Here is a 21,575-nt window from a genome sequence, read left to right as displayed (position 1 = left end):
GCCGGGTTTACGTCACAGCGCTAGCGTCTACGCGGCAACGCTCGGTAGCTTCCGAACGGACCCTCTCCGCCGGGCCCGCCGATGCTCTGTGCCCGCGATTTCGGTGGCCCCGGGTCTGCCCGGCGATCGCCGGGTCAGCACGCCCCCCGACGAAATGGATTCCCGTGACTCATCCGCCTGCCACGCCGGACGAGCCCATCGGCGTAGCCGTCATCGGCGCCGGCTACTGGGGCCCCAATCTGGTCCGCAACTTCATGTCCAGCCCGGCGTACCGGCTGCGCTGGCTCTGTGACCTCGATCTCGACCGCGCCCGCACGGTGCTCGGCGGCTACTCCACCGTCGGCGCCACCGACGACCTGGCGCGGGTCCTCGCCGACGACGCGGTGCAGGCCGTGGCGATCGCCACCCCGGCCGGCACCCACCTCGACGTCGCCCTGGCCGCGCTGCGCGCCGGTAAGCACGTACTGGTCGAGAAGCCGCTGGCCGCCAACCACGCCGACGGGGCACGCCTGGTCACCGAAGCGCAGCAGCGTGGCCTGACGCTGATGTGCGACCACACCTACTGCTACACCCCGGCGGTGCTTCGGATCCGGGAGATGCTGCACTCCGGCGAGCTGGGCGAGCTGCACTACCTGGACTCGGTACGGATCAACCTGGGTCTGGTACAGCGCGACATCGACGTGATCTGGGACCTGGCCCCGCACGACCTGGCCATCCTCGACTTCGTGCTGCCGCCGACCGTACGGCCGGTGGCGGTGGCGGCGCACGGTGCCGACGGTATCGGTGCCGGCCGGGCCTGCGTGGCCTACCTCACACTGCGGCTGAGCAGCGGCGCGATCGCCCACGTGCACGTCAACTGGCTCTCCCCGGTCAAGATCCGCACCACTATCATCGGCGGGTCGAAGCGGACCCTGGTCTGGGACGACCTCAACCCGAGCCAGCGGCTCGCCCTGTTCGACCGGGGTGTCGACGTGGCCACCTCCGACGAGCTCGGCACCGAGGCACGCCGCGACATGCTGGTGTCGTACCGCTCCGGCGACATGGTCGCCCCGGCGCTGACCGAGCGGGAGGCCCTGCGCACCATGGTCGACGAGTACGCCCGGGCCATCCGTACCGGCACCCCGGCCCTGACCGACGGCCGCTCCGGACTGCGGGTGCTGGCCATCCTGGAAGCCGCCACCCGCAGCCTCGCCGCCGGCGGCACGATGATCCCGCTGGACGAGGAGCCCCACCTATGACCGTCGTATCCGCTCCCGGCACCGCCCCGACGGTCGAGCTGAGCACAGCCACCGTCCTGGTGACCGGCGGCGCCGGCTTCATCGGATCGCACCTGGCCGAGCATCTCGTCTCGCTCGGGGCGCAGGTGGTGGTCCTGGACAACTTCCGCAACGGCACCCGGGACAACCTCGACTTCCCTGGCGCGGAGTCGATGCGGGTGATCGAGGGCGACATCTGCGACGCGCAGACCTGCGTCGACGCGATGACCGGAGTCGACGTCGTCTTCCACCTGGCCTGCCTCGGGGTGCGCCACTCGCTGCACAGCCCGGTGGAGAACCACCAGGTCAACGCGCTCGGCACGCTCAACGTGCTGGAGGCGGCGCGGGCCGCCCAGGTGTCCCGGCTGCTGTACGTGTCGACCTCGGAGATCTACGGCCGGGCGCTGGAGTTCCCGATCACCGAGGAGACCACCCCATGGCCGCTGACCGTCTACGGCAGCAGCAAGCTCGCCGGGGAGCACTACGCCCGCTCGTACCTGGAGTGCTGGGGGCTGCCGGTGGTCTGCGTACGGCCGTTCAACAACTACGGACCGCGATCGCACTTCGAGGGCGACTCCGGTGAGGTCATTCCCCGGTTCATCCTGCGGGCCCTGGCCGGGCAGCCGCCGGTGGTCTTCGGCGACGGCGGCGTCACCCGCGACTTCCTCTACGTCAAGGACTGCGTCGAGACCCTGGCCCGGGTCGCGCAGTCGCCCGACCTGGTCGGCGAGGTGGTCAACCTCGGCTACGGCGAGGAGCTGACCATCGGGCTGCTGGCCGAGACGGTGCTGGCGGCGGTCGGCCGCACCGACCTGCAGCCGGTCTTCGAAGCTCCCCGGCCGGCCGACGTGCCCCGGCTGTGGGTGGACACCTCCAGACTGCGCAAGACGATCGACTTCGCGCCCCGGGTGTCGCTGGCCGAAGGAATCAGCCACACCCTCGAATACTTCCAGCGGCTGCTGCGGGAGCAGCCCGGTGCCCTGGCCCGGATGCAGACCAAGAACTGGAGCCAGCAGGCATGAGCGAGACCACCCGCCGTATCCAGGTCATGCTGCCGATGCTCGGCGAGGAGGAGGAGCAGGCCGCCGCGGCGGCGATCCGTTCCGGGTGGGTGGCCCAGGGCCCCCGGGTGGCCCAGTTCGAGCGCGAGTTCGCCGCTGCCGTCGGCGCCGGGCACGGGGTGGCGGTCAGCTCCTGCACCACCGCCCTGCACCTGGCGCTGGTGCTGCACGGTGTCGGCCCCGGCGACGAGGTCGTCGTACCGTCACTCTCGTTCATCGCCACCGCGAACGCGGTCCGCCACGCGGGCGCCGAGCCGGTCTTCGCCGACGTCGAGCTGGCCACCGGCAACCTGACCGTCGAGACGATCGAGGCGGTACGCACGCCGCGTACCCGGGCGGTGATCGCGGTCCACCAGGGCGGCATGCCGTTCGACACGGCCGCGTTGCGCTCGGCCGCCGCCGGCTGGGGTCTCGTGCTGATCGAGGACGCGGCCTGCGCCGCCGGCTCCCGCGCGTACGGGCAGCCGGTCGGTGCCGGGGCGGCGGTCTCCGCCTGGTCGTTCCATCCCCGCAAGGTGATCACCACCGGCGAGGGCGGCATGCTGACCCTGGACGACTCAGACGGCGCGGTCCGGCTGCGCCGGCTGCGCGAACACGGCATGAACGTCTCCGCCGCCGATCGGCACGCCAGCGCCCAGCCGGTGCTGGAGGCGTATCTGGAGACCGCCTTCAACTACCGGATGACCGACATCCAGGCGGCGGTCGGCCTGGTCCAGGTGGGTAGGCTGGCCGGCCTGGTCGCCGGCCGCCGGGCGCTCGCCGCCCGCTACCACCAGCTGCTCGCCGGGATCGACGGGCTGGTCCCGGTGGTCGACCCGGCGTACGGCGAGACCAACTTCCAGTCGTTCTGGGTACGCGTCGACCCGACGTACGGCGTCGGTCGCGACGAGGTGCTGACCGAGTTGGCCGCTGCCGGGGTGTCGGCGCGGCGCGGCATCATGGCCGCCCACCTGGAGCCGGCCTACGCCCACGCCACCCCGGCCCCGCTGCCGGTGACCGAGCGGCTGACCCGGGACTCGTTGATCCTGCCGCTGCACCACCTGATCACCGAGGACGACCAGGACCACATCGTCGCGGTGCTGCGCAAACTGGCCGGCCGATGAGGGACCTGCTGATCGTCGGCGCCGGCGGGTTCGCCCGGGAAACCGCCGCCGCGATCGTCGCGGTCAACGCGGCCACCCCGGCCTGGCGGCTGCTCGGCTTCCTCGACGACGACCCGACGCTGCACGGCACCCAGCGGGTCGGCGTACCGGTGCTCGGCGGCACCGACCTGATCCACCGGCTGCCCGACGCGGCCGTGGTGGTCTGCGTCGGCAACCCGCACAACTACCGGTCCCGACAACGGCTGGTGCACCGGTTCGCCCTGCCGCCGCAGCGGTACGCCACCATCGTGCACCCGGCGGCCAGGGTCGGCGCCGGCTGCACCGTCGGGCCGGGCAGCGTACTGCTGGCCGGGGTGGATCTGACCGCCGAGGTGGCCGTCGGCGCGCACGTCGCGGTCATGCCGCAGGTGGTGCTGACCCACGACGACGTCGTCGAATCCTTCGCCACCATCGCCTCCGGGGTGCGTCTCGGCGGCGGGGTGGTGCTCGGCGAAGGCGTCTACGTCGGCGCCGGCACGCTGCTGCGCGAGGGCATCACTGTCGGTGCCTGGTCACAGCTGGGCATGGGCTCGGTGGTGCTGCGGGACGTGCCCGCCGGGCAGGTGTGGGTCGGCAGTCCGGCCCGTTTCCTGCGCCCGGTCGATCACCCGGGCGAGCCGCAGGTGGAACCCATCGTCGGAGCGCACATCGAATCGCAGTCGAGGAGTCACGCGTGAGCAGCATTCCCCTGGTTGACCTGGCCGCCGCCCATGCCGAGGTGGCCGAGGAGGTCGACGCCGGTTTCAAGCGGGTCATCGCCGACACGGCGTTCATCGGCGGGGCCGAGGTGGCCGCCTTCGAAGCCGAGTACGCCGCGTTCAGCGGGGTACCGCACTGCGTCGGGGTGGCCAACGGCACCGACGCGCTGGAGCTGGCCATGCGGGCGGTCGGAGTGGGCCCGGGCAACGAGGTGATCCTGCCGGCCAACACCTTCATCGCCACCGCCGAGGCGGTCGCCCGGGCCGGCGCCCGGGTGGTGCTGGTCGACTGCGACCCGGCGACGTACCTGATCGACGTGGCGGCGGCGCTGGCGGCCATCACCCCGGCCACCCGGGCGATCGCCCCGGTGCACCTCTACGGCCAGCTCGCCGATGTGCGGCTGCTGCGTGCCGGGTTGGCCGGGCGGGACATCGCGATCGTCGAGGACGCCGCGCAGTGTCAGGGAGCCACCCGGCACGGTGCCGGTGCCGGTGCCGACGGGATCGCCGCGACCAGCTTCTACCCGGGCAAGAACCTCGGCGCGTACGGCGATGCCGGTGCGGTGATCACCGGCGACGGGCAGCTGGCCGCCGACATCCGGCGGATGTCGGCGCACGGCAGCGTCCGCAAGTACGTGCACGAGGTGGTCGGGATGAACAGCCGGCTCGACGGGTTGCAGGCGGTGGTGCTGCGCGCCAAGCTGGCTCGGCTGGCCGACTGGAACGCCCGGCGCCGGGCGATCGCCGAACGCTACGACGAGCTGCTGGCCGGGCTGGACGTGGTCCGCCCGGTGACGCTGGCCGGCAACGAGCACGTGTGGCACATCTACTGCGTACGGGTGCCGGGCGGTGCCGTCCGCCGCGACGCGGTCCTGGCCTCGTTGAACGCCGCCGGCGTCGGTGCCGCCATCCACTACCCGGTCCCGGTGCACCTGACGCCGGCCTTCGCCGACCTGGGCTACCCGGCCGGGGCGTTCCCGCACGCCGAGTCGACCGCGCCGGAGCTGCTGTCGCTGCCGATCTACCCGCAGCTGACCGCCGCACAGCAGGACCGGGTCGTCGAAGCGCTGGCCGCCGCGCTGGCAGGCTGAGCGAGTCGACCGGTGTACGTCACCCTGCGCGACCGGCCCGGCTCGGACACCGCGGGCCGGACGGTCGGCCGGCGGGTCTCCAGCACCGTGCTGCTGCTCGGCACGGTCAGCCTGCTCACCGACGTCTCCTCGGAGATGGTCGCCTCGGTGTTGCCGCTGTACCTGACGGCGGTGGTCGGGCTGAGCCCGGTGGCGTACGGCTTCCTCGACGGTATCTACCAGGGGGTCAGCGCCCTGGTCCGGATCGCCGGTGGGTACGCCGGGGACCGGGGCGGGCGGCCGAAGTGGGTGGCGGTTGCCGGCTACGGTGCGTCGGCGCTGAGCCGGATCGCGATGCTGCCGGCCCAGGGCTTCGCCGCGATCACGGCGGTGATCACCACCGACCGGCTCGGTAAGGGGCTGCGGACCGCGCCCCGGGACGCGTTGATCGCCGCGTCGTCGGATCCGGCGACGCTGGGGCGGGCGTTCGGGGTGCACCGGGCGCTGGACACCTTCGGTGCCGCGCTCGGCCCGCTGGTCGCGTTCGCCCTGTTGGCCGCGGTCCCGGGCAGCTACGACTCGGTGTTCGGAGTGTCGTTCGCGTTCGCGCTGGTCGGAGTGGCGGTGCTGGTGCTGTTCGTGCCGAACCTGCCGACCGCGGTCGGTGCGGCCCGGCTCGGCGTACGGCGGATGGTCACCGAGGTGACCGGGGCCCGGCTGCGCCGGCCGCTGATCGCCGCCGGCCTGCTCGGCCTGGTGACCGTCGGCGACGGTTTCCTCTACCTGACGTTGCAGGACCGCGACGATTTCGCCGCGCTGTACTTTCCGCTGCTGTTCGTCGGCACCAACGTGGCGTACCTGCTGCTGGCGGTGCCGATGGGACGGCTGGCCGACCGGGTAGGCCGGGCCAGGGTGATGGTGGCCGGGCACGGCGCGCTGCTCGCCTGCTACCTGCTGGCCGCCGCGCCCGGCGGCGGCCTCGGGCTGACCGTCTCGGTGCTGCTGCTGCTCGGCGTCTTCTACGCCGCCACCGACGGGGTACTGCCCGCGCTGGTCGCCAAGCTGGTGCCGGCGGGTGCCCGGGGCAGCGGCATCGCCGCCGCGCAGACGATGGTGGTGCTGTCCAGGTTCGTGTCGTCGGTCACCTTTGGCCTGTTGTGGAGTGTGACCGGGTCGGCGACGGCGGTGCTGGTCTTCGCCGGGGCGTTGGCCGCCGGCATCCCGTTCGCCTGGTGGCTGCTGCGCCGCGTGGACGCCGAACCGGCCGTGGAGGTTCCGGCCGCCGCCACACCGGACAGCCGCACGGGCGGTGAGTCCTGATGGGACTACGGGCCCGGCTGATCGTACTGGTCGCCGTCGTACTGCTGTCGGCGTTCGGTGCCGGCGGCTACGTGTGGCAGGTACGCCAGTCGCAGGCCCAGGTGCGGGCCGCCGCGAGCCCGGTGCCGGTCCGCGACGACCCGACGGCGGTCCGCGCCGAGCCGCATCTGATGTTCCGCTCCACCGCGCTCGGCACCGGCTACGGCAAGGTCGCGATGACGCCGCTGTCCGATCCGGACGGGCCGCGGGCGCTGACCGACGCGTCCTGTGAGCGGGTGTACGCGACCCGGGCGGAAACCATCTGTCTGTCCGCCGAGCGCGGCCTGCTCACCGTCTACCGGGCGCGGCTGCTGGACGCCGGGTTCGCCCCGAAGCTGGACCTGCCGTTGACCGGGATCCCGTCGCGGGCGCGGCTGTCGCGCGACGGGACGCTCGCCGCCACCACCTCGTTCGTCTCCGGCGACTCCTACGCCAATCCGGGTGACTTCTCCACCCGTACGGTGATCAGCCGGACCGGTGGCGAGGTCGTCGGCGACATCGAGGAGTTCTCCCTCTACGTCGACGGCCGGCTGCTCACCGCGGTCGACAAGAACCTGTGGGGGGTCACCTTCGCCGACGACGACCGGTTCTACGCCACCGCCGCTTCCGGTGGCCGGACCTGGTTGGTCGAAGGGAGCATCGCTGACCGCCGGGTCGACGCGCTGCGTGCGGACGCCGAGTGCCCGTCGCTGTCGCCGGACCGGACCCGGGTGGTGTTCAAGAAACGTGGCGACCTGCCGCCTGGACAGTGGCGGCTCGCCGTGTACGACCTGGCGACCGGCAGCGAGACGCTGCTGGCCGAGACCCGCAGCGTCGACGACCAGGTCGAATGGCTCGACGACGGTCAGGTCGTCTACGGGCTGCCCCGCATCGACGACACCGGGGCGGCGACCAGCGACGTGTGGCGGGTGCCGGCGGACGGCTCCGGCGCACCGCAGGTTCTGGTGCACGACGCCTGGTCACCGGTGGTGGTCCGGTGACGCCGCTGAGCGGGCACCCTGTTGCTATCCCGTGTCGACGTTCCCGCCCTGGAGGGCACCTTGACTGAGCTTGCCGTGGTCACCCCGAGCTTCGGCCCGGACTTCGAGTTGTGTGCGGCGCTGCACCGCTCCGTTCTGGCGCACTCCCCTGCGTCGGTACGCCATCACATCATCGTGCCCCGGGCGGACCTGCCCCGCTTCGGCGAGTTGCGTGGGGAACGGACGGTGCTGCACGACGAGGCCGAGTTCCTGCCCCGGTCGGTGCGCCCGCTGCCGGGCACGAAGTACTCGGTGAACCTGCGACGGCCGTTTCCGCCGCTGCGGGGCTGGATTCTCCAGCAGGTGATCAAGCTCGCGGCGACCGCGCGGATCCCGGCCGACGTGGTGGTCCTGGTCGACTCGGACATCGAGTTCGTCCGGCAGTTCTCCGCGGCGACGTTCCGCCGCGACGGCGTGGTGCGTTTCTACCGCCAGCCCGCCGAGATCGATCAGCGGCTGCCCCGGCACGTACGGTGGCACGAGGTGGCCCGTACGTTGCTCGGCGTCCCGGCGGCACCCCCGCCGTACACCGACTATGTCTCGTCGCTGTTGGCCTGGGATCCGGTCGTCGTGCGGGCCATGCTGCAACGGATCGAGTCGGTCACCGGCCAGCGGTGGGTGGACGCTGTCGGGTCGCAGCTGCACTTCTCCGAGTGGACGCTGTACGGCGTCTTCGTCGACGAGGTGCTCGGTGGTCCCGCCGCGCAGGCGTTCACCGCGACGGACAGCCGCTGCCACGCCTACTGGGACGAGACACCACTCGACGAGGCGTCGATCATCCGTTTCCTCGGTCGGCTGCGGCCGGACGACGTCGCGGTGATGGTCTCGGCGAAGTCACGAACTCCGTTCCCGGTGCGCCGGGCGGCGCTGGCCGCGTTGGCCGAGTCCGGTCAGTAGGCGCCGCAGCTGGACCCGCCGTCGACCCGGTAGACGTGCACGGCGTTGCCGTCGATGAACGAGTCGGTGAAGGTGCCGCCGTCGGCCGACAGGGTGCGTTCCTCATCGAGCACGGTGATCCGGGCGTCGCCGACGCACGGCACGGTGAACGTCGCCTCGGCGACGCTACCACCGGCCGATCCGGCAATCAGGTAGAAGTGCCCGTCGTGCCACTTGGTGCTGAGGTCCACCCCGGCGGAGACGGTGGCGACGCCGTCGGCGTGCGGCGCGTTGAGCACCGGGGCGAGCCGGGTGATCCGTTCGTTGGCGTCCGCGACGGCGGCCCGGACCGGGGCGTAGCAGGGTTCCCGTAACGCGTGCTGGGTCAGGCACGGGCCGCTGAAGCTGTGGTTGAAGTAGACGATGCCCCGGGCACCGTGGATCAGGCTGCTCCAGACCGCCGCGACGACCTCCTCCGGTTTGATCGTCGGGTAGTGCTCCTCGTTGAACGGCCGGCCGACCTCGACGAAACTCCAGACCGGTTTGCTGCCGGCCGGCGAAACCAGGGCCCGCACCCGGTCGATGGTGCGGCCGTAGTTCGCGGCCCGGTGGCAGAGCTCGGCGGGCAGCCGTTTGGCGCCGTCCACCATGGTCAGCTGGTCCGGGTCGAAGAACCGGCCGCCTTCGCTGTGTCCGCAGATGCCACGGTCGGTGAACCAGTAGGTGTCGACCGAGACCACGTCGGAGAAATCGTTGACGAACTGGGCCGCCTGCTCGTCGCTCTGCCAGAAGGCGATGCCCTTGCCGTAGTTGGCCATCCGCAACCGCTGGTCGTCCGGCAGCCGCCGCAGGATGTCCTGCTGCACGGTGTACCCGCACTGGCCGTCGGCCGGCTGGCAGATGTCACCCTGGCCGGGGAAGTTGCCGGTCCACGGGTCGTCGCCGGGCCCGGCCCACATGTCCGCTTCGTCGGAGATCAGCCAACCGCCGGTCTCCTCGCCGTGTTCGCCGATCGGGCTGGTGATCGTGTGCATCCCGGCGGCGCGGACCAGGTCCAGGTTGGTGGTGCCGGTCATCTCGACGTACGTGTTGAGCCCGATCTCCTTGTCCTTGACGGTGTCCGCCGGATCGGTGACGCTCTCCAGCCAGACCCCGATGGGGAAGAACCCGGGGTCGGCCGGCAGCGACGGCGAGAACCGGGAGTAGAAGTCGGCGCCGCCGTCGACCGGTCGCAGACTGGCCCCGGTACCTCCGGCGGTGGCGGCGGTGCCGGGCGCGATCCGTGCGGCGGCCGACCCGCCGGTCACCTGGCCGATCAACCGGATGGCGCCAGCGACGACGAGCAGACCGATCACCAGGAGCAGGGCGATCAGCGCCAGCCGGCGGGCGGGCCGCCGGTTCCCGGCGGCGGCAGCCTGGGGCACAGACACGGACACCTCTCTCAAACCGTCGGTAGTCAGACAAACACGGGGCGCAGCAACCGATGCTAGCAGCGGCCCCACTCCGGCAACCGTCCGATTTGTTCACTACAATCCGTGTTCCCCGGGTCGATGTCCGGCAACCGACAGTAGTCCAACCAGCCTTGGCCAGGTCAGGTACGATCCCTGCGGCACATGTCACCCCTCGCCGTGCGGAGCTCTCCCGTGATCAACCGTCTCGCCGGCCAGGCCAAGGGCTTCGTCCGGTCCCGGCTCACCGCCGCGGAAATCCACCGCCGGCAGCTCCCGGCCTATCAGACGACGACCACCCAGGCCACGACGCCAGCGGTCTACTACCTCGCCCCGGACAACTCCCGACCCAGCGGCGGGGTACGCGTCATCTACCGACACGTCGACCTGCTCAACGAGATGGGCGTCCGGGCCCACGTACTGCACAAGGATCCGACGTTCCGCTGCACCTGGTTCGCCAACCAGACCCCGGTCGTCGGGGCCGCTGACACCGTCCTCGGCCCACGCGACATCCTGGTGGTCCCCGAGTGGTACGGCCCCGGACTGGCCGCCGCTCCCGCCGGGCCGCGGATCGTCGTGTTCAACCAACGCGCCTACGACACCTTCGACCACATCCCGTACGCCGAGACCGGTCCGGGCGCACCGTACGCCGACCTGCCCGCCATGACAGCGCTGCTGGCCGTCTCCGACGACAACGTGGACCTGCTGCGGTACGCCTTCCCCGGCATCCCGGTGCACCTCACCCGAAACGTCGTGGATCCGCAGGTGTTCACTCCCGGGCCCTGGCCACGGCGACAGCAGATCGCCTACGTCGGGCACCGCCGGGCCGACGAACGTGACCACCTCCTGCACATCCTGCGCTCCCGGGGCGTGCTGGACGGCTGGGACCTCACGCTGATCGCCGGGCGTACCGAGCAGCAGACCGCCGAGATCATGCGCGGCTGCGCCATCTTCCTGAGCTTCAGCGACCGGGAGGGTTTCGGCATGCCGCCGGCCGAGGCGATGGCCGCCGGCGCGTACGTCGTCGGCTATCCCGGCCTCGCCGGGCGGGAGTTCTTCGACCCGACGCACTGTTCACCGGTCCCCGACGGCGATCTGCTCGGCTACGCCCGAGCCGTCGAGGACGCCTGCACGACCTGGCTGACCGAGCCGGCGGCCCTGGCCAAGCGGGCGGGCGTCGCCTCGGAGGCGATCCGGCGGCGATACACGGTCGCCGGGCTGCGCGACGACCTCGCCGCCTTCTACCCACCGCTGCTCGCCGCCGGCTGAACCGTCAGACGCCGTGCCGGGTCCAGACCCGGTGACGGGCGTCGTTGCGGAGCCGACGGCGCACGACGCTCGCCGCGAACCCGGGCACCAACGGGGCCAGCCGGGCCCCGACCCGTCGCCGCCGCAGCAGCCCACGCCACTGCGGCAACTGCCGGGCCCGGGGATAGGTCTCCTGCGCGAACTCCACGTACCAGTCGACCGGCTCGTGGCCGGTCAGCCCGCGGTCGTACGCGTGACAGGCCGACTCGAGCGCCTCGGTGGCCAGCGCCCGCCGGGCCGAGTCGTGCAGTTCGGCCGCTCGGGCCAGCTTGCCGCCGGGCCCTTCGAACAACGTGTCGAAGGCGATCCGGCGTTCGATCAAATCGACCCGGCGGCCACCGTCGGTGACGCTGATGCTGGACTGGTGCTCCCGGTGCCAGGCCTGATCCGCCCCGTCGACCCGGCCGACGTCGGAAACCGCCGCGACCCGCAACCAGGCACCAAGGTCACAGGCCAGCCGCATCCGGTTGTCCCACGGCCCGATCTCCTGGTAGACGCTCGCCCGCACCACGGCCTCCGGAGTGGTGATGCAGTTGACGCCGAGCCGGCACCGTTGCGCGATCCAGTCCTCGCCGGACCAGATCGTCCAGGCGCTGACATCGGGTCGGAAGTCGGTCGGCACCGCACCGTGGAAGTGCACCGGATGACCGTAGACCAGGCCGACCTCCGGAAACCGGTCGAACAGCTGCACCGCGCGGGCCAGCGAACCCGGGGTCAGCAGGTCGTCGGCGTCGAGTCGGACGATGAACTCGCCCGTCGCCAACGCCAGCCCGTCGTTGAAGGCGTCACACGGTCCGTGGTTGGTCTCGTTGCGCACGACCACCAACCGGGGCTCGTCGCGCCCAAGCTCGGCCAGCACCTGCGGCGTGTCATCGGTGGAACGGTCGTCGACGACGATCAGCTCCACCTCGACACCCTGCTGGCCAAGAGCGCTGCCGACGGTCTCGGGCAGGAAGTGACCGTAGTTGTAGGCCGGGGTGATCACCGAGACACGCGGCGTACGGGCCGCGACGCCGGCCGGTGCCGGTGCCGGTACTCGGGTCCTGGGCAGCAACGGACGACGGGATCGCATCGGAACGTCTACCTTCTTTCAGGCTCTGGTCGCAGTGACGAGTGGAGTCGGCGGTCCGGCCGGATCCGCTGAACCGGCCGGCTCGGAAACGGTGGCCGGCGCCGCGCCGGTCGGACCGGACGGAGCCGCCGCAGCGGTCGGTGCTGCCGGCTCGCCAGCGGTCTGGCCGGCGTCCTTCAGCTCCCGCAGGCGGCGTCGCAACCAGGGCAGCAGCGGACCGACGAACGCCACGGTCATCACCGTGCCGCCACCCAGCAGCTGCCACAGGGCACCCGGCAGGGAACGGACCACGAACAACCCGAGCACCACCGCCGGCACCGCGACGACCAATGGCAGGACCAACGCGCCGGTCAACGACCACAGCCGTACGCCGTGACGCCGCAACGCGATCGCGTACATCGGCAGGATGATCAGGGCACAGACCAGCGCATGCCCGACGCCCGCACCGGCCAACCCGTACCAGCGCACGCCGAAGACGACCGCCGGAAAGAGCGCGGCCAGCCAGACCACCTGGGCCACGAACAACGCCCGGCTCGCGCCCACGGCGATGAGGAAGGTCGCCACCAGGTCGAACAGCACCCGGAAGGCGCCGAAGAAGGCCAGCCCAGCCAGGGCGTCGGCCGCCATCGACCACCGCTGCCCGTACAACAGCGGCACGACGACGCTGGCCAGCCCGGACAGCAGCACCCCGACCAGCAGGGCGAGGCTCCAGGTCAACGCGGCCGCCGAAACGAATCCGGCGGCCTTGCGGCGGGGATCGGTGACGGTGGCGAACGCCGGCAGCGCCACCGCCCGGATCGCGACCCCGAGTGCGCTCATCGGCCAGGTCGAGATGTTGAACGCCAACGTGTAGAGGCCGAGCATCACCGCTCCGGCGGTGGCGCCGACAGTGAGGTGGCCGACGTTCATCACCACCCAGGACAACACGTTCGCACCGGCCAGCGGCACACCGAACCGGAGCAGGCTACGGGCCACCGACGGGTCGAATCCGAACCTGGGACGCGACCGGGTGAGCAGGAACTGCAGCACGGTCACCATCGACTGGGCCAACACCCGGGAGATGGCCAGCGCCATCGCGCCCATCCCGAGCAGCACCAGGCCGACCGTCACCACCGTGCTGAGCACCAGGCTGGCCCCGTCCAGGCCCAACTGGGCCCGCTGGCGGAACTCCCGCTGCATCACCGCGTACGGCACCACGGACAGCCCGCTGAGCACCAGCGTCAGCGACATCACCTGGACGACCGGGGTGGCCTGCGGACTACCCATCGCGGCGGCCACCGGCCAGGCGGCCAGGAACATCCCGCTCGCCAGCAACACCCCCGCTACCGTCGAGATCGTCGTCACCGTGCCGGCCCGGCCCTGCACCCCGTGCCGGATGATGTCGGCGCTCATCCCCAGGTCGGCCAGGGAGATGACGATCGTCTGGACGGTCAGCGCGACCGCGAACACACCGAACTCCTCCGGCGCGAGCAGCCGGGCGAGCAGGATGCCCACCCCGAGGCTGCCGAACCGCAGGGCGATGCTGTTCAGCGTGCTCCACGCCAGGGCACGCTTCACCCGGCCACCGAGCGGAGCCGGGGCCGTGGGGTCAGCTGTCATTGCCGGTCCCGGCGGGGGTCCGACCAGCGGTGAAGCGCTGCCGGGCCAGGTGCGCCTTGAAGTTGAGCAGGTGCGCGGTGGGGTGGGCGAGGGCACCAGCGCGGCGCGGCAGGTTCAGCCGCCGATCCATCGCCTGCTGGTAGATGTCGGCCTGGCGCCGGCCGGCCGCCGCCAGGCTGAACCGGTCGACCACGGTACGGCGGCCGAACTCGCCGAGCTCCGCGCGGTGCTGCGGCTCGGCGGCGCCCAACTCGCTGAGCGCGGCGGCCACCCGGTCGGTCCCGTCGCTGCCGTCGCCCAGCCCGTAGAAGCCCTGGTCGAGAAAGACCGGCAGCGTCTGTGGGGTGAGGGGCAGCCAGAATCCCTGCTCGCCCTGGACCACAACCGGTTTGCCGAAGGCCATCGCCCGTAGCGCGGACGAACCCATGCCGATCACGATGTCGGCGGCGGCGTACGCGTCGCGTGGGTCGAGCATGGCGCCGGTGAGCCGGACGGCGTCGAACCCGAGGTCGGCGTTGGTCTTGTCGGCGGTCTGCTGGATCTCGGCCCGTGACTCGCCGTCGCCGACGATCAGCAGCCGCATCCGAAGCGCCGGGTCGAGCTGGGCCATCGCCCGCGTCGCGGCGAGCAGACCTTCCAGCTTCAGCTCCGGCACCAGGCGGGAGACCGAGACGATGGCGATCTCGTCGTCGGCCAGCCCGAGGCCGCGTCGGGCTGGTGCCGGGTCGGCCACCGGAGCATTTGCCGCGGTGTCGATCGGCGGTTCGATCACGTGCACCTCGGCCCGGTGTGGCCGCTCCTCGGTGGCGAGCTGCTCGGTGCCGACGATCAGCGGCAGGTGCCGGGGCACCCAGGCGGGCACCTCCATCGACAGCACGGTGACCACCAGCGGGACCCCTTGCCGCAGGTACGCGCCGTAGGCGGCCTCCAGTGTCGGTGCCCACTCGTAGGCGTGGACCAGATCGACGGCACGTCGGCGCACCACGTCGGCGATCGATGCCACGTTTCGCGGCGACGGTGCCTCACCTTTCGGCGGGGCCTCGATGAACTCCAGCCCCCACTGCTCGACCATGGCGCGCAGTTCGCCGTCCGGCCCGTAAATGATCACCTCGTGCCCGAGTGCGGCGACGGTGGCCGCGATCTCGATGGCGTTGATCTGGCTGCCGCCGATCTCCATCGTGTGCAGGCAAGTGAGGATGCGCACAAATGTCCCTTTCAGTCACGGCGAAGCCGCCCTGCCGATGATTCAACGGCTTCGCCGTGACTGACCTCAAGAGTTAGGCGTGAACACGACATCCACCCAGTAATTGTGGTTGACCGAGTGGCCGGGGTACACCCAGCCGTACGGGTCGTAATGGTAGGCACCGCCGCCGACCAGCACGTGCAGCGGGGAGCGGTCGAGCTCCGTCTCCGCGAACTGGTTCGCGGTGACCGCGTACTGGCCGACCGATGTGTGGTAAGAGGCCACATAGGTGGTGTTCGCCAGAATCGGCACCGGCTGGTCGAACGTCACGGTCTGCCAGCCGGACTCGGTCTCGTCGGTGAACACCGCGCTCGCCAATCGCACGCCCTCCGCCGACCACAGCGAACCACGATGGGTGCCGGTGTTCGCCGGCCCCTTGTAGAAGCGGACACCGGTGACGTTCCCGGCCGCATCAGAGCGGAATCGCACACCTACCTCGACGGCGTCGGTGTCCGCCCAGTTCACGGCGGCCGGCACGTCGTCCGGGCCGAAGATGCTCACCGGCGGTGCCGGGGGATCACTCGGGCTCGGCTCCGGATCCGGGGTCGGTGACGGCGAGCCACTCGGAATCGGCTCCGACGACGCTCCCGGCGACGGCGAACCGCTCGGCGACGGGCTCGGCGAGGTCTCCGGATCACCCGGGGACGGGGTCGGCTCCGGCTCGGAATCGCCCCCTCCCGTGTCCGCAATCAGCAGCGGATCGACCCAGTAGTTCGCCGCATTGTAGGTATTGTCCGGGAATCCGCCACCGGAGCCGTACCGGTAGACACCGTTGTCCTCCGCCGGAGCGCTCAGCGGACCGCGACTGTACGCGGAACCGAAGAACCCCGAGTCGTACGAGTAGTTGCCGTTCGGCGCGTAGTACGACAACACGTACGTCGTACCCGCCGTCACCACCACCGGCTCGGCGAACGCCGCCGACTGCCAACCAGTGCCGCCGCCTTCCGGGAACGTCACCTGCGCCAACGGCGTACCACCACCCGCCGGCCACAACCGGCCCACCTGGCTACCGGTGTTCCCCGGACCCCGGTAGAACCGCATCCCCACGATCTGCCCGTCCACCGACGGCGTGAACTTGACGCCCACCTCGACCGCGTTGCCGTCGCCGGACGAGGACTGCTGCGGCACCGCGTTCGGCTCGAACATGGTCACCACGTCTTCGCCGTACGTCGTACCGAACGACCAGGAGTGGGGCTCCGGCATGGCTGCGGAGCCGACGCTGGCCCGCACCGAAGCCGTGTACGTGTGCAGTGACCGCAACGGGGCGTCGGGGGTGAAGCTCGCCAGCCGGGTCGACTCGTCGTAGCCGACGGTGCCGGTGACCAGCTCGGAGTCGGCGTCCCGCAGCTCGAACTCCACCGACGTCTCGTCGACGTCGACGTCGAACACCGCGCCGACGACGACGTCCACGATGGTGCCGGTCGCGCCGGCCGTCGGGGTGGTCGCCGAGACGGTCGGTCCGCCGGAGTCCGGTCCGCCGGTCGGCGACGGCGTCGGCGTCGGGCCCGCCTCGCTCGGCAGGAAGTACGGATCGACCCAGTAGTTCGCCGCCCCGTACGTCTCGGTCGGGAACGCGCCGCCCGATCCGTACCGGTAGACGCCGTTGTCCTCCGCCGGAGCGCTCAGCGGACCGCGACTGTACGCGGAACCGAAGAACCCGGAGTCGAAGGAGTAGTTGCCGTTCGGCGCGTAGTACGACAACACGTACGTCGTACCCGCCGTCACCGCCACCGGCTCGGCGAACGCCGCCGACTGCCAACCGGTGCCGCCGCCTTCCGGGAACGTCACCTGCGCCAACGGCGTACCACCACCCGCCGGCCACAACCGGCCCACCTGGCTACCGGTGTTCCCCGGGCCCCGGTAGAACCGCATCCCCATGATCTGCCCGTCCACCGACGGCGTGAACTTGACGCCCACCTCGACCGGGAGATTCTCTCCGGAGGCCGTCGTCAGGGGCGTCACCTCGGTGTCGAACAGCGTCACCACCAGGTCGGAGAATTCCGACGTGAACGACCAGGAGTACGGCGCCGCCATCGCGATGTCGTCGGTGTCACTGGCCGTCACCGTAGCGGTGTACGTGGTCGTGTCGGCCAGCGGCACCGCCGGGGTGAAGGTGGCCCGCCGGGTCTCGTCGTCGTAGCTGACCGTACCCGGCACCGGGTTGTCGTCGGCGTCGACCAGGTCGAAGTCGATGCTGGTCTCGTCGACCGGCTTGGAGAAGACGACCGCCGGGTTCACCTCGGTCGGCACGTTGGCCGCCTGTGGCGTCGGCACGGTTGACGAGACGACCGGCGGCGCGGCATCGGCGGTCACGAACGTCACGTCGACGTAGTAGTTGGCACCGTTCCACGACTCGTTCGGGAACCCGGCGCCGTAGCGGTAGAGCCCGTTGCCGACCGTCGGCTGGGTCTGCGGTGCCACCAACGGACCGGAGACGTGGTCATCGTAGAGAAAGAACCCGTCGTCGCTGGCATAGCGGCCCTCCGGCGCGAAGTAGGACGCGACGTAGCTCGTGCCGGCGGAGACCGGAACCGGCGACGGGAAGCTCACCCGCTGCACGCCGGTGTCGGTCTCGTCGGTGAAAACGGCGGTGGCCAGCACCGAACCGCCGTTGCTCCAGAGGGTGCCGCGGTGCTCGCCGTCGTTGCCTTCGCCCTTGTAGAACCGCAGACCGGTGATCAGCCCGTCGATCTGCGGGGTGAATCGCACCCCGACCTCGACAGCCGGCTGAGGGTCAAGCGGATCCCCGTTGCCGGCACGCTCCACGAAGGCCGGGGTGCCGGGCACCGTCTGGCCGAACAGCGAGTACGGCCCGGTCACGGACAGGGTGATCGGATCGGAGGGCTCCCCGATGTTGCCGCTGTCGTCCACCGCCCGGGCCAGTACCACCTGCGACGAGGTGTCGAAAGCCAGGAACTCGTAGCTCCACGAGTGGGTGCCGGTCGTCGCCGGGTGCCAGGTGTCGCCGCCGTCGGTGGAGACCTCCACTCCGGCGACCAGGCCACCGCCGGCGTCGCTGGCGGTGCCGGTGATGACGACCGGCTCGCCGTGGCTGACCCCGGCGCCGTCGGCCGGCCCGGTGACCGTGACGGTCGGCGCCAGCGTGTCGGTGGACGCCCCGGTGACCACGATCGTGGCCATCGGGGTGGTCGGCTGCACGCCCATGTCGGCGAAGAGGTTGACCGTGGCCTGCTGGATCGCCGGGTCGGCCGGCGCGCCGGATCCGCCGTCGTGTTCGGCGTCGAGGCCCCAGGCCCACTGGATCGTGCCGGCACCGAAGACCAGCGCACCACTCGGTGCCCGGTACATCGTCATGTGGTGGGTGGTGTCACCCGCCTTACTCAACGGACCGTAGCCGACCAGGTACTCGGGGGTGTATCCGGTGGTGGTGGAGAGCCGGAAGGTGCCCTCCGGCCGGAAGCCGTTGTCCAGATCCTCGTTCGACTCGTAGCCGACGGTGTGCGGCGCGAGGGTGGCGGTCTGCCCGGGCGCCAGCTCGGCCACTCCAGTCTCCCGCCAGAACCGCAGCTGGCCCTGCTCCGCCGGCACCTGCATGGCCAGGTCGGTGTTGTTGGCCATGTACAGGTTGCCGACCAGAGCATTCTCCGGCTCTCGCACCTCGCCGGTGGGGAAGCGTGGATCCCGCCAGACACCGGTCCACTCGTCGGACGGGTCGATCCGTGCGTTGTCCCAGGTCTCCTTGTAGCAGACCAACGTGCGGTACGGCGTGCCGTTGCCGTCGACGCTGTCCTCCCAGCGGACCTTCCAGTAGACCTCGTTGCCAGTGAAGAAGGCCAGGTGGACGCCGGCGTCACGGGCCGCCTCGACATTGCTGCGCTGCGTCGGCGACCAGTACTCGTCATGCCCGACGGAGACGTACACCTGGTGGTTGAGCAGCAACTCACCGCGAAGGTCGGCGTCCAGTCCACTGATGTAGCTGACGTCGTAGCCGTTGCGCTCCATGAAGCGGATCATCGGATACTCGTTGGAGAAGAGAAAGTCCCGACCTTGTGCCTGACCGCGAGTGGCGAACGGGCGGTTGTAGCTGAGCTTGTACGCACGCCGCGCGGGAGACTCGCCCGAGTAGAAGTCCGCACCGCCGTAGCGGTTGTACGCCTGCCAGGTGGTGTCGGAGGTCTGAAAGACCATCTTGGAAGTACTCGTGTCGTCGCGAACAATGAACGGAATGTGACTGTCACCGCCGGTATCGGAGCGGATGAGCCGGGCAATGTAGACACCGGAAACGGCGTTCACCGGCACGTTCCAGGTCGCACCGGTCTCCCACGCTCCGCAGTCGAAGATCTGGGTATCGGTGGCGCGCACGCAATCCTCGGCCGAGTTGTCCGGTAGCGGCAGCGGCGGAGTGAGAGTCGCCCACTCGCGGGCACCGTCGCCGCCGTACCAGCCCAACCGGTACACCTTGACGGTGTACGCGGCGGCGTCGGTCTGCACCTTGAACCCGACCTGGTCACCGACGTTCACACTGATGTCGGTGGCGAATCCCTGGATACTCGGGTCGCCGACCTGCCAGATGTCCCACACCGAGCTGGGGGTGCCCGGCTTACTGTTCTCACACGCGATCAGGTTCACCGGCGGCGCGCAGGGATCGGTAGACGCGGATGCCGCCGGCATCGCGATCACCAGCGTCGCCATCAAGACAATGGATGTTGCCACGACCAGGATTTGCCGACTGACACGCTCGACCAGTCGAGGAATGACCGCCTTCACTGAACATCCCTTCAGGAGCCCGCCCAACGCGATACCGCGTGCCTCCCCCAGCTACGGCAGCGCCGACGTTACCAGCGTGAGTCAAGCTCACAACCAGGCATGCATCCGACCCTTGGCGCGACCCGGACCCCTCAGCCATCAACCATTCGGACAGGCGACCAGACCTGATACGTAATGACCCGCACTCAAGCAGTTAATGCATAGATAATCTTTGAGATGTCGGATCGGTGACCGCACGCCTACGCGAAAACGCCGACGCCATAGCGCGACGTCCGACGCAGCGAGCCGAGCGAACTGCTTGCCCGACGAATCAGGACATCAGGCCCCGAACGAACGTGGGGTCGACGTACGGACCATCAGCGCCGGATGACTGAGCCGCCACACCGCCCCGCACATGCCCACCAGGAACGACATCGCCGTGGCGTAGGTGCTGAAGCTCAACGAGTCGAAGGTGAAGCCCGCCGCGATCGCGACCACCTGGACCGCGACGAGAACGGTGCAGAGGTGGCGGTCACGCTCCGACGTGGACCTTTTGCGGGCCTGCAGGGCGACGATGATCGCTGTGATGTGCAACGCGGCGAGCACGGCCACCCCGACCACCCCGTTGGTGAGCGCAAAGGCTAGCCACTGGTTGTCCAGGTACTGGTACTGCGGGGACACCCAGGTGCCGGTCCCCCGGCCGAACCACGGCCGCTGCGAGAAGTAGTAGCCGACCATTTCGTACCGGTCCGTGCGAGATGTAATGCTCGGATCGGTGCTCGCACCGAGGAACATATCGCTGATCGTGGTGACGATGGATGGCTTCACCACCGCCAGAGCGGCGAACATCGCGAACCCGAGCGCCATCATGTTGTACCGCAGCCGCCATCCCCAGACGGGCATGAGGACCAGCAGCACGAGGGCGAGCGCCACGAATCCCGTCCTGGACATCGTGGCCGGGATGGCCGCAGCGATGAGCAGCGCCAGGAATCCGAACAGTTGCCGCTGCCGTGGCGTCTCCGAGAATCGAGTGAAATGGATGGCGAACGGCAGGGCCATCGCCATCATCAGGCTGAACTCGATGTAGTGGAACGTCGTGCTGGGCACCCGCACACCGCCACCACGGATCTCCAGGCCGACGATCCAGCCTTTCATCTCCAACCCCGGCACCCGCATGTACTGGGTCAGGTCGAAGTAGAGGAAGGCCTGGAGCAGACCCACCACGGCGACGAAGGCGCAGCAGTAGACGAAGACCCGCAGCACGCCGTCGAGCCGCTGCCAGTTGGGCATCCCGTCGGCGGTCAACAGGATGACTCCGGAGATCGCCGCCGCGGTGAGCATCCACCGGTCCGCGGAGTTCGCCTCCATGGTCGTGAGACCGCGGAGGAATCCGATGGCGTACGACAGCAACATCGACAGCAGGAACCCCAGCACCGCCCACCGCATCGGCTGCGGGCCGGTCAGCACCAGCCGTGAGTTGAGCCGAGCGGTCATCCACCAGAACCACATGAGGGTCGCGACGATCAACGCCGGGCGCCCCAGATCGGTCATTCCCGGCAGGATCAGATGCGACGGAATCAAGGTCAGCAGACACACCATGAGTGACAACAGCACCGGCGCGTCGATCAGAGTCAGCCGGCGGCGCGTCACGTACGTCCGCTCACCGACCCATGATGGCTCCAGATCCGCCGGGTGCAGCCCGGACTGGGTCACCGGA

General features: G+C 70.3%; 15 protein-coding genes. 9 read left to right on the top strand and 6 right to left on the bottom strand.

The window, feature by feature from the left end; all coding sequences use genetic code 11:
• Nucleotides 1-164 precede the first annotated feature (164 nt).
• Genes ACFHVL_RS06055 through ACFHVL_RS06020 form a run of 8 tightly spaced genes read left to right on the top strand, consistent with a single transcriptional unit; the run spans nucleotide 165 to nucleotide 8,502 of the window.
• Entirely contained in the window at nucleotides 165-1,238 is a 1,074-nt protein-coding gene (locus tag ACFHVL_RS06055) for a Gfo/Idh/MocA family protein (protein WP_416626074.1), read from the top strand.
• A complete protein-coding gene (locus ACFHVL_RS06050; RefSeq protein WP_416626073.1) occupies nucleotides 1,235-2,278 on the top strand; it encodes an NAD-dependent epimerase/dehydratase family protein in 1,044 nt (347 codons plus the stop codon). Before ACFHVL_RS06055 ends, ACFHVL_RS06050 begins: the two co-directional genes overlap by 4 nt.
• Nucleotides 2,275-3,420 carry a DegT/DnrJ/EryC1/StrS family aminotransferase gene (locus ACFHVL_RS06045; RefSeq protein WP_416626072.1) on the top strand — a complete coding sequence of 382 codons (1,146 nt, stop codon included), beginning with the start codon at nucleotides 2,275-2,277 and terminating at the stop codon, nucleotides 3,418-3,420. The genes ACFHVL_RS06050 and ACFHVL_RS06045 overlap by 4 nt, the downstream gene beginning before the upstream one ends.
• The gene (locus tag ACFHVL_RS06040; RefSeq protein WP_416626071.1) at nucleotides 3,417-4,136 is read left to right on the top strand and encodes a NeuD/PglB/VioB family sugar acetyltransferase; all 720 of its coding nucleotides are present in this window, start codon (nucleotides 3,417-3,419) and stop codon (nucleotides 4,134-4,136) included. The genes ACFHVL_RS06045 and ACFHVL_RS06040 overlap by 4 nt, the downstream gene beginning before the upstream one ends.
• Nucleotides 4,133-5,248 carry a DegT/DnrJ/EryC1/StrS family aminotransferase gene (locus ACFHVL_RS06035; protein ID WP_416626070.1) on the top strand — a complete coding sequence of 372 codons (1,116 nt, stop codon included), beginning with the start codon at nucleotides 4,133-4,135 and terminating at the stop codon, nucleotides 5,246-5,248. Before ACFHVL_RS06040 ends, ACFHVL_RS06035 begins: the two co-directional genes overlap by 4 nt.
• Nucleotides 5,249-5,260: 12 nt before the next feature.
• Entirely contained in the window at nucleotides 5,261-6,547 is a 1,287-nt protein-coding gene (locus tag ACFHVL_RS06030) for an MFS transporter (RefSeq protein ID WP_416626069.1), read from the top strand.
• Nucleotides 6,547-7,566, top strand: coding sequence for a hypothetical protein (locus ACFHVL_RS06025; protein WP_416626068.1), 1,020 nt, complete (start codon nucleotides 6,547-6,549; stop codon nucleotides 7,564-7,566). The genes ACFHVL_RS06030 and ACFHVL_RS06025 overlap by 1 nt, the downstream gene beginning before the upstream one ends.
• A 60-nt stretch (nucleotides 7,567-7,626) precedes the next feature.
• Nucleotides 7,627-8,502, top strand: coding sequence for a DUF6492 family protein (locus ACFHVL_RS06020; RefSeq protein WP_416626067.1), 876 nt, complete (start codon nucleotides 7,627-7,629; stop codon nucleotides 8,500-8,502).
• Here the strand turns inward: ACFHVL_RS06020 and ACFHVL_RS06015 are convergent.
• On the bottom strand, nucleotides 8,496-9,911 hold the full coding sequence (locus ACFHVL_RS06015; RefSeq protein ID WP_416626066.1) for a hypothetical protein: 1,416 nt from the start codon (nucleotides 9,909-9,911) through the stop codon (nucleotides 8,496-8,498). The two genes, ACFHVL_RS06020 and ACFHVL_RS06015, sit on opposite strands and share 7 nt — an antisense overlap.
• Nucleotides 9,912-10,124: 213 nt before the next feature.
• Here ACFHVL_RS06015 and ACFHVL_RS06010 point away from each other — a divergent pair, with 213 nt between their 5' ends.
• Nucleotides 10,125-11,198 carry a glycosyltransferase gene (locus ACFHVL_RS06010; protein WP_416626065.1) on the top strand — a complete coding sequence of 358 codons (1,074 nt, stop codon included), beginning with the start codon at nucleotides 10,125-10,127 and terminating at the stop codon, nucleotides 11,196-11,198.
• Nucleotides 11,199-11,202: 4 nt separating this feature from the next.
• Here the strand turns inward: ACFHVL_RS06010 and ACFHVL_RS06005 are convergent, their stop codons facing one another.
• The 5 genes from ACFHVL_RS06005 to ACFHVL_RS05985 all read right to left on the bottom strand — a co-directional run bounded on the left by ACFHVL_RS06005 (nucleotide 11,203) and on the right by ACFHVL_RS05985 (nucleotide 21,571).
• Nucleotides 11,203-12,309, bottom strand: a complete 1,107-nt coding sequence (locus tag ACFHVL_RS06005; protein ID WP_416626064.1) for a glycosyltransferase family 2 protein — start codon at nucleotides 12,307-12,309, stop codon at nucleotides 11,203-11,205.
• Between the two features lie 18 nt (nucleotides 12,310-12,327).
• Complete coding sequence (locus tag ACFHVL_RS06000) at nucleotides 12,328-13,908, bottom strand: lipopolysaccharide biosynthesis protein (RefSeq protein ID WP_416626063.1); 1,581 nt, start codon at nucleotides 13,906-13,908, stop codon at nucleotides 12,328-12,330.
• Nucleotides 13,898-15,112: a glycosyltransferase family 4 protein gene (locus ACFHVL_RS05995; protein ID WP_416626062.1), complete on the bottom strand. Its 1,215-nt coding sequence runs from the start codon at nucleotides 15,110-15,112 to the stop codon at nucleotides 13,898-13,900. Before ACFHVL_RS05995 ends, ACFHVL_RS06000 begins: the two co-directional genes overlap by 11 nt.
• Before the next feature lie 66 nt (nucleotides 15,113-15,178).
• The gene (locus tag ACFHVL_RS05990; protein WP_416626061.1) at nucleotides 15,179-19,804 is read right to left on the bottom strand and encodes a DUF4082 domain-containing protein; all 4,626 of its coding nucleotides are present in this window, start codon (nucleotides 19,802-19,804) and stop codon (nucleotides 15,179-15,181) included.
• 393 nt (nucleotides 19,805-20,197) lie between these two features.
• Nucleotides 20,198-21,571: an O-antigen ligase family protein gene (locus ACFHVL_RS05985; RefSeq protein WP_416626060.1), complete on the bottom strand. Its 1,374-nt coding sequence runs from the start codon at nucleotides 21,569-21,571 to the stop codon at nucleotides 20,198-20,200.
• Nucleotides 21,572-21,575 lie beyond the last annotated feature (4 nt).

The sequence above is a fragment of the Micromonospora sp. LOL_023 genome, from assembly GCF_048060115.1.
GTDB lineage: Bacteria > Actinomycetota > Actinomycetes > Mycobacteriales > Micromonosporaceae > Micromonospora_E.
The sequence above is the reverse complement of the archived record's forward strand: the minus strand, read 5'-3'. Positions and strand labels throughout refer to the sequence as shown.

Excerpts from the sequence above, each read along its gene's own strand:
- ACFHVL_RS06050 (WP_416626073.1), top strand. The coding sequence starts at position 1,235 with ATGACCGTCGTATCCGCTCCCGGCACCGCCCCGACGGTCGAGCTGAGC.
- ACFHVL_RS06045 (WP_416626072.1), top strand. The coding sequence starts at position 2,275 with ATGAGCGAGACCACCCGCCGTATCCAGGTCATGCTGCCGATGCTCGGC.
- ACFHVL_RS06040 (WP_416626071.1), top strand. The coding sequence starts at position 3,417 with ATGAGGGACCTGCTGATCGTCGGCGCCGGCGGGTTCGCCCGGGAAACC.
- ACFHVL_RS06025 (WP_416626068.1), top strand. The coding sequence starts at position 6,547 with ATGGGACTACGGGCCCGGCTGATCGTACTGGTCGCCGTCGTACTGCTG.
- ACFHVL_RS06005 (WP_416626064.1), bottom strand. The coding sequence starts at position 12,309 with ATGCGATCCCGTCGTCCGTTGCTGCCCAGGACCCGAGTACCGGCACCG.
- ACFHVL_RS06000 (WP_416626063.1), bottom strand. The coding sequence starts at position 13,908 with ATGACAGCTGACCCCACGGCCCCGGCTCCGCTCGGTGGCCGGGTGAAG.
- ACFHVL_RS05990 (WP_416626061.1), bottom strand. The coding sequence starts at position 19,804 with ATGGCGACGCTGGTGATCGCGATGCCGGCGGCATCCGCGTCTACCGAT.